Raw genomic sequence first — 18,885 nt, 5'->3', positions numbered from 1 at the left:
GCTGTGCGACAATAGTTCAAAACCATCCTTACACATTTGTAATGGCCTGACTTTTTGCCTTTCGCATGCTTGCCCACAAGGATGCGGCCAAAACAAGGCTGACCAAAAGCATTGACGCAGCAATCAAGCTTGGCAGGGTGAAACTGCCGCTGCGCTGGGCAACGGCACCGGCCACCAATGGCCCGATGATTTGGCCAACGCCAAACATTGCCGTCATCATCGATAGCGCCTTGCGCGGGCTTTTAGGGGCCAGCACCCGGCCAAGCCGCAAGCCATAGGCCGTAATCGTCATGAAGGTCGCGCCCAGTGCCACGCCGCCAATCAGGGGCGCTGCCACGCCGGGCAAGGCAACCGAGCAAAACACGCCGATGGCCTCCACCAGCAGCGCCACGCAATAGGCTCCAACCAGATCAAAGCGCATCATCAACGGGTGCCAGACAAACAACGCAATAGCCGCAGCAAGACCAGCCAAAAACCATGAGAGAAACTCGATCACCGCGCCGGTGTGGGCCATGCGGGCCATCGTGACGATGAAGGTGGCGGTGATGACATAGCCAAAGCCAAACAGCCCGTAGGATGCCAGCAACAGCAGAAATTTCCGCGTCCAGATCAGCTTTCCTTCAGCGGGCTGTTTTGCGTCGGATTTATCCACTCTCGGCAACATGGCCGCAACCGCGAGGGTGGCCGCCAGGCTGACAACTGCGCCAACCAGCCAATCCAGCCGCCAGCCTGCAAGGTTAAACAGGCCATGCACTTGACCAATCATAAAGACCAGCAGGGAGGAAAGTGCGATGCCAAATCCCACGCCGCCAAAATGGGTGGATTGGGCGTGCTCACTGCCCGCAGCATAAGACAACACAACAGAGCTTGTAAAAATCAGCGAGAACGCGCTGGCAACACCGGATAAAAACCGAATAAGCACAAAGACATCAACGTCATTGCTCAAAGCCATAACTGCTAGCAAAATGGCATTGGCCAATAAGGACAAAATCGCCAGTCCCCGCTCTCGTCCGCTGGCAAAACCATGGCCAGCCAGAACGGCACCGACGAGATAGCCAGCAAAATTCCCTGATGCAATCAATCCGGCATCACCGGCCGAAAGCCCAAGGTCGGCCATCATGCCCGGCAAAATCGGGGTGAACGAAAAACGGCCAAAGCCCAAGGCCGATGCCATGGCAAGGGCACCCGCAATAGCGGCAAGAACGAGAGATCGGCGGGACTGTAATGTGCTCATGGCTCGCTATCGCACCGCAGGCAAAAACTGACAATTCATAATTTTTGATATGAGCAATTTCGCGCACACGGATCGGGTCACAAAGCCGTGTACTGGCAGCTTCAAGCCACCCCTTAATCAACGAGCGTCAAAATCAGCGGTCCGCTTTTGGTGGCAACCACCGTGTGCTCAAATTGCACTGTCAGCGCGCGTGGCTCACTATACAGCGTCCATGAATCATCGCCGCCGCCATCCTCTGCCCATTGGCCGCCCAGCGACAAAAACGGCTCGATGGTAAACACCTGCCCGTCGGCCATAATCCGGGTTTCATCCGGGTCAGCCCAGGTGGAAAGCTCGCGTGGCTCTTCATGCAGGGAGCGGCCAACGCCGTGGCTGGCGAGATTTTCAATCAATGTATAGCGATGGCTATCGGCAAAGGCACCAATGGCGCGGCCAATGCCTGCGAACGGAAATCCCGCCTTGACCTGCTGGATGCCCAAAAACAGCGCCCGCTTGCCATCGCGCAGCAAGCGCTCGGTTTTTGGCTTGCCGGGCGGCACCATGAAGGACGCGCCCGCATCGCCAAAGAAGCCGTTTTTCTCGGCCGACACATCAATGTTCACCAGATCACCTGGCTTGATCACCCGATCGCCGGGAATGCCATGGGCCACTTCTTCGTTCACACTGATGCAAGTGGCACCTGGAAATTGATAGCAAAGCTCCGGTGCCGACTGCGCACCGGCATCCTCGAGAATTTTGCGGCCAATCATGTCCAGCTCGCGCGTGGTCATGCCCGGCTCCATTGACGCTGCCATGGTTTTGATCGCAAGACCGCACAATCGTCCAACCTCTTTCAGGCCCTGCAATTCATCATCATTGGCAATAATCATCGGCACACTCTCACAAAGTCAGGCGCAAAATCAGCATGCGGCTGCATTACGCCCCGGCCTTTGGAGGCGTCAATGCCTTGCGCACAATCGGTGCCACTTTTGAGCCGAAAAGCTCAATGCCCTTCATGATCTCTTTGTGCGGCATGGGGCCGATGGCCATTTGCAACAAGAAGCGGTCGTTTTTGAAAAGCGCGTGATGGGCAATGATCTTTTCCGCCACCGTTTCGGGGCTGCCCACAAACAGCGCGCCCTTTGGCCCACGGCTGGCATCAAAATGGGCACGATTGGTCGGCCCCCAGCCGCGCTCGCGGCCAATGCGGTTCATCACCACCGCTTGTGGCTCGTAAAAAATATCGGCGGCCGACTGATCGGTTTCGTGAACAAATCCATGCACATTGATGGATGTCTTCAAGCTGGCCGCATCCGCTCCGGTGCGGGCCGCACTCTGGCGATAGAGATCAAACAAAGGTGCAAACCGATGCGGCTCGCCGCCAATAATCGCCAGCGCCAACGGCAGACCGAGCGCCCCAGCGCGTGCCACCGATTGCGGTGTGCCACCAACAGCAATCCACAGCGGCAATGGGTCTTGCAGCGGGCGCGGATAAACCCCGCGTCCCTGGATGGGTTTGCGGGTCTCGCCCTGCCATGTCACCACTTCGTTTTCGCGGATCTCCATCAAAAGCTGAAGTTTTTCGGCGAATAAAATGTCATAATCGTCAAGCTCATAGCCGAACAAGGGAAAGCTCTCGATGAAGGAGCCACGCCCGGCCATCATCTCCACACGCCCACCTGAGAGCAAATCAACCGTGGCAAATTGCTGAAACACCCGCACAGGATCATCCGAGCTGAGGACGGACACTGCGCTGGTCAGCCGGATGTTTTTGGTCTTCACGGCAGCCGCCGCCAGAATGGTGGCGGGCGAAGAGGCCATATAATCAGGGCGGTGATGCTCACCAAGACCAAACACATCAAGACCCGCCTCATCGGCCAGCTGAATTTCCTCCAGCAGCTCATCGACCCGGCGCTTGGCCTCCAGGCCTTTGTTGGCTGCATTGGGATCGACATCCGCAAAGGTATAAAGTCCGAGTTCCATCACTATCTCCTATTATTGACACAGAGATAGCGACCAGTAGCCGCGAGCGCAAACGCCGGGTTGAAAACGCATTGTTCAAAAAAAGACGGTTCCATCAATAGATGCGAATTTACCCCTGTATTCAAAGGGGTAAAGCCAATAGCTGACTCAACTTTTCACAGTATTGATTCAAAACATCAAAAATGGGTCAAGGTGCGACGCACAGCATCTTGCCAGCCTGTGTGCTTGGCCAAGCGCACATCTTCCTTCATCACCGGCTCAAACCGATAATCGCGCGCCCAGGCCTTGGCAAATTCATCCATGCCGGGCCACAGGCCTGCGCGGCTGGCAGCCAGAAAAGCGGCCCCCAAGGCGGTAGTTTCAATAATCGCTGGCCGATCCACGGGCGCATTCAGCAGATCAGCCAAACGCTGCATGGTCCAATCCGATGCCGCCATGCCGCCATCCACCCGCAACACCATCTCGTCATGGCCGTTTTGCCAATCCTTATGCATGGCATCGAGAAGATCGCGGGTCTGGAAGCACACAGCCTCCAGCGCCGCACAGGCAAATTCGGCGGGGCCGCTGTTGCGCGTCAGGCCAAACATCGCGCCGCGCGCATCGGGGTCCCACCACGGCGCACCCATGCCGGTGAAGGCCGGCACCAGATAGACCTGCTGGTTTGGATCAGCTGATGCCGCCAGATTGCCGGCTTCCGCAGCATCACCAATCACCTTCAGTCCATCGCGCAGCCATTGCACGGCGGCACCGGCAATGAAAATAGAGCCTTCCAGCGCGTAGGTGGTTTTGCCATCCATGCGATAGGCAATGGTGGTCAGCAATCGGTTTTTCGACACCACCCGATCTGTGCCGGTGTTGAGCAACGCAAAACAACCGGTGCCATAGGTGGATTTGACCATGCCCGGCGCAAAACAGGCCTGGCCAATGGTGGCCGCCTGCTGATCGCCAGCCACACCTAAAATCGGCACGGCGGCACCCAGCACGGCCGCGTCTGTGACGCCAAAATCGGCGGCGCAATCCATCACCTGCGGCAGCATCACGGCGGGGATGTTGAGGAGTTTCAACAGTTCATCGTCCCACTGATTATCGGCAATATTATAAAGCAGGGTGCGCGACGCATTGGTGGCATCGGTAACAAAGCTCTTGCCGCCGGTCAGCCGCCAGATCAGATAGGTATCAATGGTGCCAAAGCAGAGCGCCCCTTGCTCTGCCTTTGCGCGCGCGCCCTCCACATGATCCAGCAGCCACGACAGCTTGGTGCCGGAAAAATACGGGTCCAGCAGCAGGCCGGTTTTTTCGGTAAACAGCGCTTCCAGCCCATCGCCTTTAAGCTTTTCGCAAAACGCAGCCGTGCGCCGATCCTGCCAGACAATGGCATTGTGGATGGCTTTGCCGGTGTCGCGCTCCCACACCACCACGGTTTCGCGCTGGTTGGTAATGCCAATGGCGGCAATATCAGCGAGGGTGATGCGCGCCCGCGCCAAGGCCTCGCGAATGCAGTGGGTTACGCTGTCCCAAATCGCCTCGGGCTCGTGCTCCACCCAGCCGGACTGCGGAAAAATTTGCGGAAATTCTTTTTGACCGCGACCAACAATGCGCATGGCATCATCAAACACAATTGCGCGACTGGATGTTGTTCCCTGATCAATTGCCAGCACAAACCTAGCCATGACACTCCTCCCAGAGCTTTCGTTTTGTTTTCGAAATGCGCGCAATATGACGTTTTAAGCCGCAATCCACCGTAAAAAGGAAACGTAAACGAAGATTTCCTGTTATTCAACAGGACATTTAAGCCCGTCAACCCATCTTTACAGGTGAAAGCGGCCAACCAAAAGCCGAATTGCCAAGCGTTGGCTTTTGGGCATAGGCTACCCATATAAATATAATCGGGGAAATTGAATTCGGTCTGGCTGCACACGCCAAAAGCAGACACACCACCAAGCAACGCCTGTCACATACCTCACCGAACCAAATGCCTCAGCGAAAAGGAAAAAGCGATGAAAAGAAATGTTGTTGTAACCGGTTCCACCAGTGGCATCGGCCTTGGAATTGCGCGCGCATTTGCAGCGGAAGGTGCCAATCTGCTGATCAATGGCTTTGGCCCAGCCGATGAGATCGAAACCATTCGCAAGGAGTTGGAAGCGAAAGGCGGCAAAGTGATCTATCATGCTGCCGACATGACCAAGCCTGCCGAAATTGCCGATATGATCGAAACCGCGATTTCTCAATTTGGCGGCCTTGACGTGCTGGTCAACAATGCCGGTATTCAATATGTGGCACCGATTGAAGAATTCCCGATTGAAAAATGGGATCAGATTATTGCCATCAACATGTCCAGCGCCTTCCACACCATGCGCGCCGCTATTCCCAACATGAAGGGCAAAAAATCTGGCCGCATCATCAACATTGCTTCGGCGCACGGATTGGTGGCCTCGCCGTTCAAATCGGCCTATGTCACCGCCAAACACGGCATTATGGGCCTGACCAAGACCGCCGCCCTTGAACTTGCCGAACATGGCGTAACCGTCAATGCCATTTGCCCCGGTTATGTGCTGACACCTTTGGTGGAAAAGCAGATTCCCGATACCGCCAAGGCCCGTGGCATCACCGAGGAACAGGTGAAACGCGACGTTTTGCTGGCGTCGCAAGCCACCAAGGAATTTGTTACCGTGGAACAGGTTGCCGCTTGCGCCATTTATCTCGCAAGTGATGCTGCAAAACAGATCACCGGAACGCATATATCGATTGATGGCGGCTGGACGGCGTAATAGTCTTATCAGTTGCACACCGCTTCTGAAGGACGACCATGACAAACCGCATTCGCTTTCTGCTCAACGACCAAGAGGTCTCGCTTTCCAGCATAGACCCCACGGCAACCCTTCTGGATTACCTGCGGCTTTCCCGCCGTTTGACAGGCTCCAAGGAAGGCTGTGCAGAAGGCGATTGCGGGGCATGCACCGTGTTGGTGGGGCGGCTGGTGAAAGACCAGCTCGTCTACGAATCAGTCAACGCCTGCATTCGCTTTGTCGGCTCGCTCAACGCCTGCCATGTGGTAACAGTCGAACATCTGGCCGCAAAGGATGGCACTTTGCATCCCGTGCAGCAGGCCATGGTCGATTGCCATGGCTCGCAATGCGGTTTTTGCACGCCTGGCTTTATCATGTCGCTCTATGGTCTGTGGCTGACCAACGCCGCCCCAAGCCGGGCCGAGATTGAGCGCGCCCTGCAAGGCAATCTCTGTCGCTGCACGGGCTATGAGCCCATTATCAAAGCCGCAGAACAAATGGGGCAGACACGCCCCTCGGCATTGTTTGATCCTTTGGCCCGCGAGCGCGAAAAGATCATTGCCGCTCTCAACGCAATGACCAGCACCGATACCATTGTGCTGGAGGGTGATGACCGCACTTTGATTGTGCCTGCCAATGTTGAGGCACTGGCCAACACGCTGGCCGCCCACCCCAAAGCCACGATTGTTGCGGGTGCCACTGATGTGGGCCTTTGGGTGACAAAGCAGATGCGGGTTCTCAATCCCGTGGTGTTCATCAACCATTTGAGCGAATTGCAAGACATTGGCGGTGATGAAGTCGGCATCACCTTTGGCGCTGGCGTCAGCTATAGCGCCGCCTTTGAGCGTCTACGCGCGGAAATCCCCGCTTTTGGCCGTTTGATCGAGCGTATCGGCGGCCAGCAAGTGCGCAATATGGGCACGATTGGCGGCAATATTGCCAATGGCTCACCGATTGGCGATACACCGCCGGCACTCATAACGTTGGGGGCCACGGTAACACTGCGCTCGGTGTCCGGCACGCGAACATTGCTTTTGGAAGATTTCTTCATTGAATACGGCAAGCAAGACCGAAAGCCCGGCGAATTTGTGGAGCGCATTTTTGTGCCGCGTCCCAAAGCGTCCAGCCATTTTGCCATCTATAAGATTTCCAAGCGCCGGGATGAGGATATTTCCGCGCTGTGCGGCGCGTTTTATCTGGAAACGGAAGGTGCCTGCGTTTCCAACGTTCGTATTGCCTTTGGCGGCATGGCGGGTACGCCAAAGCGCGCAAATGCGGTGGAAGCAGCCCTCATGGGTAAGCCTTGGAGTGAGGAGACCGTTCAGGCCGCGCGCGATGCTTTTGATGCTGATTATCAACCGCTGTCTGATTGGCGGGCAACAGCCGAGTATCGGCAATTAACAGCGAAAAACTTGGCAACACGATTCTATCTGGAAACATCGGGTCATGGGCAGGAATTGCAGCGGTTTGCGATGGAGGCGGTGTGATGGTGACACAATACACGGCACAAACGCTTGCATCCATGGCAGAGGTGCGTGAGCGGCATCACAAAACCCATCTGTCGGGCACCATAAAGACCGTCCAAAAAGGGAGCCTAGCCCATGGATAAGGCAACATTCACATCCGCCGCCATCAAAGGCCCCATGCATCAATCGCTGCGCCACGATTCCGCCCACAAGCATGTGGCAGGCAGCGCCGATTATATCGATGACATTCCCGAACCCGCAGGCCTGCTGCATGGCGGTCTGGGTCTGGCGGATCGCGCCCATGCGGAAATCATTTCCATCGATCTGTCCGCTGTCAAAGCCTATCCGGGTGTTGTCGCCGTGCTGACGGCTGATGACATACCCGGCACCAATGATGTCTCCTCCGGTGGTCGCCACGATGAACCGTTGATTGCCACCACCAAGGTGGAATTCCACGGCCAGATCATTTTTGCCGTCATTGCCGAGACCCGCGATGCGGCCCGCAAGGCCGCACGGCTTGCCACAGTAGAATACCGCGACCTGCCGTTTTGGACCGATATTGATGGCGCGCTGAACAACGGCGCACCGCTTGTCACACCCGGCATGGTGCTCAAGCGCGGTACGCCAGAGAGCGAGATGGATAAGGCCCAGCATCGCCTTCAATCCTCCATGCGCATCGGCGGGCAGGAGCATTTCTATCTGGAAAGCCAGATTGCCATGGCCATTCCGGGTGAGGATGAGGATGTGACCGTGTGGTCATCCACCCAGCATCCGTCAGAAATCCAGCATATTGTTGGCCATGTGCTCAACATTCCCTCCCACGCCGTCACCGTCAACACAAGGCGCATGGGCGGCGGTTTTGGCGGTAAGGAAACCCAAGGCAATCAATTTGCGGCACTCGCCGCTATTGCCGCCAAAAAGCTGAACCGTGCCGTAAAATTTCGTCCCGACCGCGATGAAGACATGTCGATCACCGGCAAGCGCCATGATTTCAAGATGGATTTCGACGTGGCCTTCAACAGCGATGGCCGCATCCACGCGGTGCAAGCCAATTTTGCCGCACGCTGCGGCTACTCATCGGATCTCTCCGGCCCGGTCACGGATCGTGCGCTGTTTCATGCCGATAGCAGCTATTTCTATCCGCATGTGAAACTCACCTCGCAGCCGCTGAAAACCCACACGGTTTCCAATACCGCCTATCGCGGTTTTGGTGGCCCGCAAGGGATGTTGGGAGCCGAGCGGGTGATTGAGGAAATCGCTTACACACTTGGCAAAGACCCGCTGGATGTGCGCAAAGCCAATTTCTATGGCGAGCTTGGCTCTGGCCGCGATGTGACGCCTTATCACCAGACGGTAGAAGACAATATCATTGCCCGCGTGGTGGGTGAGCTGGAAACCTCTTGCTACTATCAGGCTCGGCGCAAGGCGATTATCGAGTTTAACAAAACCAGCCCGGTGATCAAAAAGGGCATTGCCCTCACCCCGGTTAAATTCGGCATTTCCTTCACCATGACCGCCTTTAATCAGGCCGGTGCGCTGGTGCATATCTATCAGGATGGCTCCATTCACCTCAATCATGGCGGCACGGAGATGGGTCAGGGCCTCTACACCAAGGTGGCGCAGGTGGTGGCCGATGCCTTTCAGGTGGATATTGACGTGGTGAAAATCACCGCCACCACCACTGGCAAAGTACCCAATACTTCTGCCACTGCCGCCTCATCCGGCACCGATCTCAACGGCATGGCCGCCTTTGATGCCGCACGCCAGATCAAGGAACGGCTGGTGGCGTTTGCAGCAGAAAAATGGGGCGTGGCAGCAGCCGATGTGCGCTTTTTGCCCAACCGGGTGCAGGTTGGCGCGGAAACCATCCCCTTCCCTGATTTTATCAAACAGGCCTATTTCGCACGGGTGCAGCTCTCGGCCGCTGGCTTTTACAAGACGCCAAAAATCCACTGGAACCGCGAAACAGGGCGCGGCACGCCGTTTTATTATTACGCCTATGGTGCCGCCTGCACCGAAGTGTCGATTGATACGCTGACCGGAGAATATCTGATGGATCGCACCGACATTCTCCACGATGTGGGCAAATCCCTCAATCCGGCCATTGATATCGGTCAGATCGAAGGCGGCTTTGTGCAGGGCATGGGCTGGCTGACCACGGAAGAGCTGTGGTGGGATGGCAAGGGTCGCCTGCGCACTCACGCGCCCTCGACCTACAAAATTCCGCTGGCCTCGGACCGGCCGAAAATTTTCAACGTCAAACTGGCCGATTGGGCAGAAAACACTGAACTGACCATTGGTCGCTCGAAGGCGGTGGGTGAGCCGCCGTTTATGCTGGCGATTTCAGTTCTGGAAGCGCTGTCCATGGCGGTGGCATCGGTGGCTGATTATCGTCACTGCCCGCGGCTGGATGCGCCCGCCACGCCAGAGCGTGTATTGATGGCCGTGGAACGGCTGAAAACACTGTGATGACGAGCCAGCCATCCCATGCGGGCGCATTTTTGGCCGTTCACCCAGATGCCGTGCTGGTGACGGTATCGGAGGCCAAAGGCTCGACCCCGCGCGAGGTTGGGGCCTTTATGATTGTCGCCGCTCACGCCACGACTGGCACGATTGGCGGCGGCCAGTTGGAATATCTGGCCATCGACAAAGCCCGTTCCATGCTGATCAATGGCGATGATGAAGCCGAGATGGATGTGCCACTTGGCCCGGACATTGGCCAATGCTGTGGCGGGCGTGTGGGGCTGCTCTTAAGTCGCCTCACACTTGAGAGACGCGCAATCTTTCTGCAGCAACAGGCCGCAGCCTATGACAGCCTCCCACCCGTTTTTATTTTCGGCGCAGGCCATGTGGGCCTGGCGCTGGCATCCGCCCTCGCCCCATTGCCGTTTCGCGTTACCCTGATTGATACCCGCGAGCATACCGATGGCGACATCGCCCCCGGCATAAACTTTCACCGAAGCGCCATGCCGGAAACGCAAGTGTCGGCCATTCGCCCCGGCGGCGCTTGCGTCATCGTCACCCACGATCATGCGCTGGATTTTCTCATTGCCCGCGAAGCCCTGGCACGAGACGATCTTTCCTACATCGGCATGATTGGATCGAGCAGCAAGCGCGCCACTTTTGCCCATTGGCTGGCCCGCGAGGGAGCAGACACGGCCAATCTTTCGCGCCTCACCATGCCGATTGGCAAAAGTCCTTATAAGGACAAACGCCCGGCGGTGATTGCAGCGCTGGTGGCCGCCGAACTGCTGCAACACCCAAAATAGCGATGCGAAGACCAAAACGCATCAATGCGGCTGTGATGCCGCTCGCCCTCGTCAATCGCAAGATCAGACTTCAGCCCCTCTGGCACATCGGTGTGGCGCTTGCGCCTGGAGAAAACGTGGGCGTTCGCCCCACCAAAAATGTCAAAAAACGAGCGCAAAAATGCGTGTGCGGACAGCATAACACCCTCCACCTTTCAAACTTAATGAATGGATCTTCTCACGAAGGTTTCGCCTCTTTAGGTCGCCAAACCTCAGTGTTTACAGGTCGTTCATGCGCTTGACGGCTTCGCATTTCCAATTCAATTATGGGGAGCACGCATAAAGAGAGCTTATCCATGAAAATGTCGAAACAGTTTCCGGTCAATGCGCTCCGTGTGTTTGAAGCGGTGGCCCGCCACAACAGTTTTACCCGCGCCAGCGAAGAACTGGCGATGACGCAAACGGCGGTGAGCTATCAAATCAAACTGTTGGAGGATAATATTGGCGAAGCTCTGTTTTTGCGCCAAACCCGGCAGATCACCTTGACCGAAACAGGTGAGCGGTTATTGCCAAAGACACGCGAAGGGTTTGAACTCTTGCGTGAAGCCGTGGCATTGGCTCGGCAAACGGCCGATGAGGTGTTGGAAATTCACTCTGCTCCAACATTTGCCTCTCAATGGCTGGCCAGGCATCTGGGCAGTTTTCAGCTCCAACATCCCAATATCGCCGTGCGACTGTTGCGATCCGAAAGTAAAAATGATCCCAATCGCGAAAATGCGGATGTGACCATTCGCATCGACAAAAGCCCCTTACCAGGAATGATCTGCCATCCAATTTTGGAACTCGACTACACGCCAATGCTGAGCCCAGCACTGGCGGCAAGTATTGGCGGCGTAAATAAGCCGGAAGATCTTCTTAAATTGCCATGGATCAGCACAGGTGAATGCTGGTGGACGGATTGGTTTCAGGCAGCAGGCATTCCTTCACCCAGCAAAACCGCAATCAAGTTCACAGCATTTGGCGTGCTCGATCTCGAAGCGGGTGCTGCAATTGCCGGTCATGGAGCCGCAATGCTCAGCCGGTTTTATGTGGAAGATGACCTCGCTGCAGGCAGGCTTATCCAGCCTTTCGACCTCTCATACCGCGACCAGCATATATACTGGCTGGTCTACCCGCCGCACAAACGCAATACCCCTAAAATCAAAGCATTCCATCAATGGCTGACAGAGGCACTGCCGCCCCTTACCCTCGGCACTGCCTAAATTGCAGCCATGCACAATTTTTTACACATTCGTCGCCCTCGCCCCTTCCCTTGACCCCCAACATTTTGCACAGTTGCGAGTCGGGAGAGAAAACGGGGTGCCTTATGTATGAATACGCCATTGCCTGGGAATGGCTGACCTTTGCTGTGCGCTGGCTGCATGTGGTCACCGCCATCGCCTGGATCGGCTCTTCCTTCTATTTTATCGCCCTTGATCTGGGCCTGACCAAGCGCCCCGGCATGCCCGAAGGTGTCTATGGTGAGGAATGGCAGGTGCATGGCGGTGGTTTTTACCACATCCAGAAATATCTGGTCGCGCCTGCCTCCATGCCCAAGCATTTGACGTGGTTTAAATGGGAGAGCTACGCCACCTGGCTGTCGGGTTTTGCCATGCTCTGCGTGGTTTATTATGGCGGGGCAGATCTGTTTTTGATTGATCGCAGCTTGCTGGATCTCAGCCATGTGCAGGCCATTGCCCTGTCTGCTGGCTCGCTGGCCATTGGCTGGATCTGTTATGATCTGTTGTGCAAATCCCCCATCGGCAAAAGCACATGGGGCTTGATGATCCTGCTTTATATTCTGCTGGTGATCATGGCCTGGGGCTATACGCAGGTGTTCACCGGCCGTGCCGCATTTTTGCATCTCGGTGCCTTCACCGCCACCATTATGACGGCGAATGTGTTTTTCATCATCATGCCCAATCAGCGCGTGGTGGTGGCAGACCTGATTGCCGGGCGCAAGCCTGACCCCAAATATGGCGTGATTGCCAAGCAGCGCTCACTGCATAACAACTACCTGACGCTGCCTGTCGTGTTCTTCATGCTGTCCAACCATTATCCGCTGGCTTTTGCCACGGCCTATAACTGGATTATCGCCGCATTGGTGTTTCTCATGGGTGTCACCATCCGCCACTGGTTCAACACCGGCCACGCGCGCAAAGGCAAGCCGATCTGGACATGGATGATCACCGCAGTGATTTTCATCATCATCATGTGGCTCTCAACCCAGCCCAAACTGGGGGCTGGAGAACACGCAAACCTGTCGCCCATGCAGACGCAATTTATGACAGATGCTCATTTTACCAAAGCCCGCGACATTGTTGAAGCCCGCTGTTCCATGTGCCATGCGCAAGAGCCATCGTGGGACGGGCTGACATTTGCGCCCAAAAACGTGAAATTCGAGACCGATAACGAGATTGCGGCCCACGCACGCGAGATTTATTTGCAGGCAGGCCGCAGCCACGCTATGCCGCCGGGAAACGTCACCAGTGTCACCCCGCAAGAGCGGGCGATGCTGGTGGCGTGGTATGAAAGCGCTGTGAAAGGCAAAACAGAGTAATGAGTGAACTTCTGATCCGTGGCCGTCTGCTCTCCTTCAAGGCAGCGCCCCAGCACATCACAGATACCGACAGCTATCTCTATGTGAGTGATGGTGCCGTTTTGGTGGCCGACGGGCTGATCATTGCCTCCGGCGCTTACGATCAGGTCAAGGCGCAGGCCGCAGAAACCACACCGGAAGTCGATCACCGCCCGCATCTGATCATGCCCGGCTTTATTGATTGCCATGTGCATTTTCCGCAAATGCAGGTGATTGGCTCCTATGCCGCCAATCTGCTGGAATGGCTCAACACCTATACATTCCCCGAGGAATGCCGCTTCGTGGAAACGGCCCATGCCCAGCGCATTGCCACCCATTTTTTCGACGAGTTTCTGCGGCAGGGCACCACAACAGCGGTGGCCTATTGCTCGGTGCACAAAACCTCAGCCGACGCTTTTTTTGCCGAGAGTGCGCGGCGCGGCACCCGCATGATTGCCGGCAAGGTGATGATGGATCGCAACGCCCCGCAAGGCCTGCTGGACACACCACAAAGCGGTTATGATGAAACCCGCGAATTGATTGAAAGCTGGCACGGCCGCGGCCGCAACATGGTGGCCATCACTCCACGCTTTGCCATCACCTCTACGCCCGAGCAGATGGAACGCACACAGGAGCTGGCCTATGAATATCCAGACCTGCACATCCAGACCCATCTCTCTGAAAACCGTGAGGAAATCGAGTTTACGGCGAGCCTTTATCCGGACGCCATCGATTATACGGATATCTACGCTCGCTATGGTCTGCTGAGCAAAAAGACCCTGTTTGGCCACGCCATCCATTTGTCCGATCGCGAGGCAGATGCGCTGTCCGACTCCGGCTCGGTTGCCGTGCACTGCCCCACGTCCAACCTGTTCCTTGGCTCCGGCCTGTTTCCGCTGAAAGCTATTCAGCGCCGCAACAAGCCCGTGCGCGTAGCCGTTGCCACCGATATCGGCGGCGGCACCAGCTATTCGATGTTCAAAACCATGGACGAGGCCTATAAGATTCAGCAATTGCTGGGCGAACGGCTGAACCCGCTGGAAAGCTATTATCATATGACGCTGGGCAACGCTGAGGCGCTGTCGCTGGCCGATAAAATCGGCACTCTGGAGCCGGGTTCTGAGGCCGATCTGGTGGTGCTCAACGCCTCCGCAACACCTGCCATGGCGCTGAAAATGGAAGCCGTGACCACGCTGATCGAAGAGCTGTTTTTGATGCAAACCCTGGGTGATGACCGCGTGGTGGTGGAAACCTATGTGGCGGGCGTGGCCAGCAAGCCGCAATAATTCAAGCTTCTAGAGTCTGTCAGGTTCAAATTGAACCAGACAGACTCTAGAATCCTTTGTTTGAGTTTGTCTGATCAGAAAAACCGGATTCCACTTTTCCCTGACAAACTCTAAAGCCAACCGCTTTCCAGCCCGCTGGCCCAATCCTTGCGGCCATGGTCGGCGGCCAGCCGCGCCATGGCAAGATTGTTATAAGGCACTTGGCGGAATGTTACCGTCCAGCCAGCCTGTGTCTTTTCCAGGATAGCATAGGAGGCCAGCGGCGTGCCCGCCTCCACCTTGTGGTAAAATGGCAAATCATCATCATAGGCCGGGCAGCCGACACTACCGGGATTGACGATCAAACGACCGTCGGAAAGCTTCACCGTCCGAGGAATATGCGAATGGCCACACAGGATCAGCTCTTGTTCAATGCCTTGCGCCAAGACCTCGATCTCTGCCCGTGGCCTCAGATGCACCTTGCCGTCCGGCGTCATCGATTCCAACCAATAGGTATTATCGTCCGTAGGCGTGGCGTGGCAAAGATAGATCTCATCGCGCCAAATCTTTGAAAAAGGAAGCGTTTTCAACCAATTGAAATGGCGTTCCGCCAATTGATCAAAGGCGACCGCATCAGTCGCTTCCATGCCCGCCCGCGCTCGCTCGATCAGATAGCGATCATGATTGCCGCGCACCGTGACAAGGTCCAACAGCAGCAGCAAATCACCCGTGCGGCCCGCTTCGAGCGGACCGGAGAAGCAATCGCCGAGATTGACAACATCGGCATAGTCAATGCCTTGCGCCGCAATGTCAGCCAGCACCGCTTCCAACGCTAAGCAATTTCCGTGAATGTCGGCAATCGCGGCAAAGCGCATGTTTAGCTTCCCCGATAGGTCGAGTAACCATAGGGCGACAGCAGCAGCGGCACATGATAGTGGGCTGCTATATCGCTGATACCAAACCGGATGGGAATCACATCCAGAAACGGCGGATCGCTCAGTTCAATGCCCTGACCCTTGAGATAGTCTCCAGCGTGAAACAGCAATTTGTAGACGCCAACCTTAAAGTCATCGCCAGCCAAAATCGGTCCGCCATCAACGCGACCATCGGAATTGGTGAAGACGGTCTTGATCAGCTCCCCTTCCTCACCCTTCATCAGCATCAACTGAATGCGCATCCCTTCAGCGGGTTTGCCAAGTGCGGTATCGAGAACATGCGTGGTCAGGCCGGTCATAGGGCAGGCTCCTGAATGAGATAGGGCGTATCAAAAAACACCTCTTCCAGATTGTTGCCCGGACCATCACGATCTGCAACCAGAAAATCACTCACGTCCCCAAGCGCCATCAAAGGATGATGCCAGACATTGCGGTGATAGTTCACGCCTTGATGCGCTTTTGCCAAAAACACCTGCGGCGCACCCGGCTTACCGCCCTCATCCAGTGAGACAGCCACCAGAAAAGGCCGACCTGACAGAGGGGTAAAACTCTGACTGCCCAGCGGATGCCGCTCCATCATCGTGATGTGGTATGGAAAACGGCGCGGCTGACCCCGAAAGATATTGAGAATAACGCGCGCACCCTCACCCACCACATCCGGGCTTGCCAGCGCATGAAACCGCTCCGTCGTGCCACCATTAATGAGGCGCATGGTGTCGCGATTAGCCTCCAGCACATCGCCAAATGGAGCAAAGGCTTCAGGGGTAAGCGGGCGGATCAATAGAGGGTGAGGCATAAACATATCCAATGGTTTTCTCAAAGGTAACGCATTGAAAAATGTATGGGAACAGCGAATTGAAATCAAATGGGCTATCACGCCCACTCTTTTGCAAAGCATGATGAAAAACGAATGATCGCTGTCGTGAATGATGTGGCGTGAGCGTCTTGATATCGGCCCACGTATGGAGATCGAGCGGGTAACAACACACTCGAAATCCAACCGGCGCAATGTCCCGTCAATGGACCAAAGCGGGGAGAAAAGCGCCGATGCCTAAGCATCGGCGCTTCTGAATTAGGCAGCAGCAGACTTTGCGACTGGTACTTCAGAGATCGTCTTCAGAACCTGAGAAGCGATCTGGTATGGGCAGCCCTGGCTGTTCGGGCGGCGGTCTTCGAGGTAGCCGCGGTAGCCGTTGGCAACGAAGGAATGTGGAACGCGGATCGATGCACCACGGTCAGCAACGCCGTAGGAGAACTTGTTCCAAGGAGCGGTTTCGTGCTTGCCGGTCAGGCGCAGATGGTTGTCTGGGCCGTATACGTCGATATGCTCTTTCCAGTTCTTGGCGAAAGCAGCCATGAGCGCTTCGAAATAGTCCTTGCCACCAACTTCGCGCATGAACTGCGTGGAGAAGTTGCAGTGCATGCCAGAGCCGTTCCAGTCGGTATCGCCGAGTGGCTTGCAATGGAATTCAACGTCAACGCCGTATTTTTCGCAAAGGCGAACGAGCAGGTAGCGAGCCAGCCAGATTTCGTCAGCGGCCTTCTTGGAGCCCTTACCGAAAACCTGGAATTCCCACTGACCCTTGGCCACTTCAGCATTGATGCCTTCGTGGTTGATGCCTGCTTCGAGGCAGAGGTCGAGGTGCTCTTCAACGATTTCGCGTGCGATATCGCCAACGTTCTTATAGCCAACGCCGGTGTAATAAGGGCCCTGTGGAGCTGGGAAGCCGTTTTCAGGGAAGCCGAGCGGGCGGCCATCCTGATACAGGAAGTATTCCTGCTCAAAGCCAAACCATGTGCCTTCGTCGTCCAGAATGGTGGCGCGACTGTTGGAAGCGTGCGGTGTTACGCCATCTGGCATCATCACTTCGCACATAACCAGCGCACCATTGGTGCGGGCTGGATCTGGGTAAACAGCAACAGGCTTCAGCACGCAATCCGAGCTATGGCCTTCGGCCTGCTGGGTGGAGCTACCATCAAATCCCCAGAGAGGGAGCTGTTCCAAAGTTGGGAATTCAGCGAATTCCTTAATCTGCGTCTTGCCGCGCAAATTCGGAACCGGCGTATAGCCATCCAACCAGATGTACTCGAGCTTGTACTTCGTCATTGTCGATCTCTCATAAGTCCAGCGCTCTACACCGAGCGCACCCTAGGATTGATTCTCCGGCAGTCCGGTGAGTCGAACAATAAGAAGCAGGAAGCGTGCCAATTCGTCATTGCGAATACCCAAAACAGGCAAAAAAACAGCATCAATGACGCCCAACCCTGTAAAACAACAGATTTTCTTAATGTTTCGCGCCCAAGCTCGCCATTAGAATGTGATGATTTTATAAGATGTCGACGCATAAATATGACGCAGGCATCGGGAGCGCCGAAAAAACATGCAAAAGATCAAAATAAAAATGATCTTTTTTTGGGCAGGATGCACTTTTGATGTGCAACGCATGTGAGGATATGGTAAGATAATAATCTGGGCGGAGGAGCCCGAGGAACTCTGAAAGGCAGTGCAATGACAACGAGCCTTGGTCGTGAATCGGCAAAAATCTATGAATTTCCTATTCGGAATGCGCAAAAGCTACGCGAAATGCGTGAACGCAACAAACCCGCGCCGGTGATTTATGAAAGCGGCTCGGCGAGCTGGTATCACGAAGACGCCATTCGGGAAGCGGAAGAGACCCGCAAGCAATAGTGCGACGTCTCTGCTGCACAGGTTTTAACGCGCTCGATTGGGCTGATGTAGACTGAACATACAGATCACCCGATAAATCCACCTAAGGATTTTGCAGGATGGTTTGAAGCCGTAGGCGCGCGATTTTTTCAACCTGGTTACAAGCGGTGGTAAATTCCGCATCAGAACCATTGTTCACGCGCGTCTCGAAGGCGGCCAGAATGTCATGCTTGGTCAGGCCTTTGACCGCAATAATAAAGGGAAAGCCGAATTTCTCGGTATAGGTGCTGTTGAGCGCGGTGAACCGCGCGTGCTCGGCTTCTGACAATCTATCCAAGCCAGCACTTGCCTGTTCATTCTTGCTGTCTTGCGTCAATTCACCAGCAATGGCCAGTTTGCCTGCCAAATCCGGATGGGCGCGCAAAACACCCAGCCGCTCCGTGGGGCTAGCCTGGCGAAAGACCAGACACAGTCCACCGTGAACCCCGGCCAAGGTCAATGGCTCTTCAATCAATCCCTGATCAAACGCGCGCTCTGCAATAAAGGGCGAATGCTCGAAAACGCCACCAAACTGCGAAACAAACAAGTGCCGATCCATACGCCCTCACCTCAAATCACTTACGCTGACGTTCATGCATACTGCATAATTCCTGAAATCGGAATCGATTTAAGGCGAAAATTATGCAGTCGATGCTATCCAAAAC

At 55.5% G+C, this 18,885-nt stretch carries 17 protein-coding genes; 8 read left to right on the top strand and 9 right to left on the bottom strand.

The annotated features are described in order from the left end of the window. Positions 1-28: 28 nt before the first annotated feature. The 4 genes from BJF95_RS12625 to glpK form a co-directional block, all read right to left on the bottom strand. Positions 29-1,234, bottom strand: a complete 1,206-nt coding sequence (locus BJF95_RS12625) for a YbfB/YjiJ family MFS transporter (protein WP_075639802.1) — start codon at positions 1,232-1,234, stop codon at positions 29-31. Positions 1,235-1,347: 113 nt separating this feature from the next. Then, entirely contained in the window at positions 1,348-2,103 is a 756-nt protein-coding gene (map, locus tag BJF95_RS12620) for a type I methionyl aminopeptidase (RefSeq protein WP_075639801.1), read from the bottom strand. Positions 2,104-2,149: 46 nt separating this feature from the next. Then, complete coding sequence (locus tag BJF95_RS12615) at positions 2,150-3,196, bottom strand: LLM class flavin-dependent oxidoreductase (protein ID WP_075639800.1); 1,047 nt, start codon at positions 3,194-3,196, stop codon at positions 2,150-2,152. Positions 3,197-3,372: 176 nt separating this feature from the next. After that, positions 3,373-4,866 carry a glycerol kinase GlpK gene (gene glpK / locus BJF95_RS12610; protein ID WP_075639799.1) on the bottom strand — a complete coding sequence of 498 codons (1,494 nt, stop codon included), beginning with the start codon at positions 4,864-4,866 and terminating at the stop codon, positions 3,373-3,375. A 327-nt stretch (positions 4,867-5,193) separates the two neighbouring features. Between glpK and BJF95_RS12605 the strand changes: the two genes are divergently transcribed. From BJF95_RS12605 to guaD, 7 genes are all read left to right on the top strand, one after another. Then, a complete protein-coding gene (locus BJF95_RS12605; RefSeq protein ID WP_075639798.1) occupies positions 5,194-5,964 on the top strand; it encodes a 3-hydroxybutyrate dehydrogenase in 771 nt (256 codons plus the stop codon). A 38-nt stretch (positions 5,965-6,002) separates the two neighbouring features. Beyond that, complete coding sequence (xdhA, locus tag BJF95_RS12600; protein ID WP_075639797.1) at positions 6,003-7,469, top strand: xanthine dehydrogenase small subunit; 1,467 nt, start codon at positions 6,003-6,005, stop codon at positions 7,467-7,469. A gap of 114 nt (positions 7,470-7,583) precedes the next feature. After that, positions 7,584-9,917 (top strand): xanthine dehydrogenase molybdopterin binding subunit, encoded by a 2,334-nt coding sequence (xdhB, locus tag BJF95_RS12595; RefSeq protein WP_075639796.1) that lies wholly within the window; start codon positions 7,584-7,586, stop codon positions 9,915-9,917. Further along, positions 9,917-10,717, top strand: coding sequence for a xanthine dehydrogenase accessory protein XdhC (gene xdhC, locus BJF95_RS12590; RefSeq protein ID WP_075639795.1), 801 nt, complete (start codon positions 9,917-9,919; stop codon positions 10,715-10,717). The genes xdhB and xdhC overlap by 1 nt, the downstream gene beginning before the upstream one ends. Positions 10,718-11,052: 335 nt before the next feature. Beyond that, the gene (locus BJF95_RS12585; protein ID WP_075639794.1) at positions 11,053-11,958 is read left to right on the top strand and encodes a LysR substrate-binding domain-containing protein; all 906 of its coding nucleotides are present in this window, start codon (positions 11,053-11,055) and stop codon (positions 11,956-11,958) included. A gap of 104 nt (positions 11,959-12,062) precedes the next feature. After that, the gene (gene puuD / locus BJF95_RS12580; protein ID WP_075639793.1) at positions 12,063-13,295 is read left to right on the top strand and encodes a urate hydroxylase PuuD; all 1,233 of its coding nucleotides are present in this window, start codon (positions 12,063-12,065) and stop codon (positions 13,293-13,295) included. Beyond that, on the top strand, positions 13,295-14,599 hold the full coding sequence (gene guaD / locus BJF95_RS12575; RefSeq protein ID WP_075639792.1) for a guanine deaminase: 1,305 nt from the start codon (positions 13,295-13,297) through the stop codon (positions 14,597-14,599). The genes puuD and guaD overlap by 1 nt, the downstream gene beginning before the upstream one ends. A gap of 110 nt (positions 14,600-14,709) precedes the next feature. On the opposite strand, the gene BJF95_RS12570 is transcribed toward guaD, so the two are convergent. From BJF95_RS12570 to BJF95_RS12555, 4 genes are all read right to left on the bottom strand, one after another. Continuing rightward, on the bottom strand, positions 14,710-15,453 hold the full coding sequence (locus tag BJF95_RS12570) for a metallophosphoesterase family protein (protein WP_075639791.1): 744 nt from the start codon (positions 15,451-15,453) through the stop codon (positions 14,710-14,712). A 2-nt stretch (positions 15,454-15,455) separates the two neighbouring features. Continuing rightward, on the bottom strand, positions 15,456-15,812 hold the full coding sequence (gene uraH, locus BJF95_RS12565) for a hydroxyisourate hydrolase (RefSeq protein WP_075639790.1): 357 nt from the start codon (positions 15,810-15,812) through the stop codon (positions 15,456-15,458). Then, on the bottom strand, positions 15,809-16,309 hold the full coding sequence (locus BJF95_RS12560; protein WP_075640319.1) for an ureidoglycolate lyase: 501 nt from the start codon (positions 16,307-16,309) through the stop codon (positions 15,809-15,811). Before BJF95_RS12560 ends, uraH begins: the two co-directional genes overlap by 4 nt. Positions 16,310-16,585: 276 nt before the next feature. Further along, entirely contained in the window at positions 16,586-17,620 is a 1,035-nt protein-coding gene (locus BJF95_RS12555; RefSeq protein WP_075639789.1) for a glutamine synthetase beta-grasp domain-containing protein, read from the bottom strand. A gap of 402 nt (positions 17,621-18,022) precedes the next feature. Between BJF95_RS12555 and BJF95_RS12550 the strand changes: the two genes are divergently transcribed. Next, positions 18,023-18,202, top strand: a complete 180-nt coding sequence (locus tag BJF95_RS12550; RefSeq protein WP_075639788.1) for a DUF2735 domain-containing protein — start codon at positions 18,023-18,025, stop codon at positions 18,200-18,202. An 82-nt stretch (positions 18,203-18,284) separates the two neighbouring features. Here BJF95_RS12550 and uraD read toward each other — a convergent pair whose 3' ends face one another. After that, the gene (gene uraD / locus BJF95_RS12545) at positions 18,285-18,779 is read right to left on the bottom strand and encodes a 2-oxo-4-hydroxy-4-carboxy-5-ureidoimidazoline decarboxylase (RefSeq protein WP_075639787.1); all 495 of its coding nucleotides are present in this window, start codon (positions 18,777-18,779) and stop codon (positions 18,285-18,287) included. Between the last annotated feature and the right edge of the window lie 106 nt (positions 18,780-18,885).

Source organism: Rhizobium oryziradicis (assembly GCF_001939045.1).
GTDB classification, from domain to species: domain Bacteria; phylum Pseudomonadota; class Alphaproteobacteria; order Rhizobiales; family Rhizobiaceae; genus Allorhizobium; species Allorhizobium oryziradicis.
Note: the sequence above shows the minus strand (reverse complement) of the source record. Positions and strands in the feature narration are given on the sequence as shown.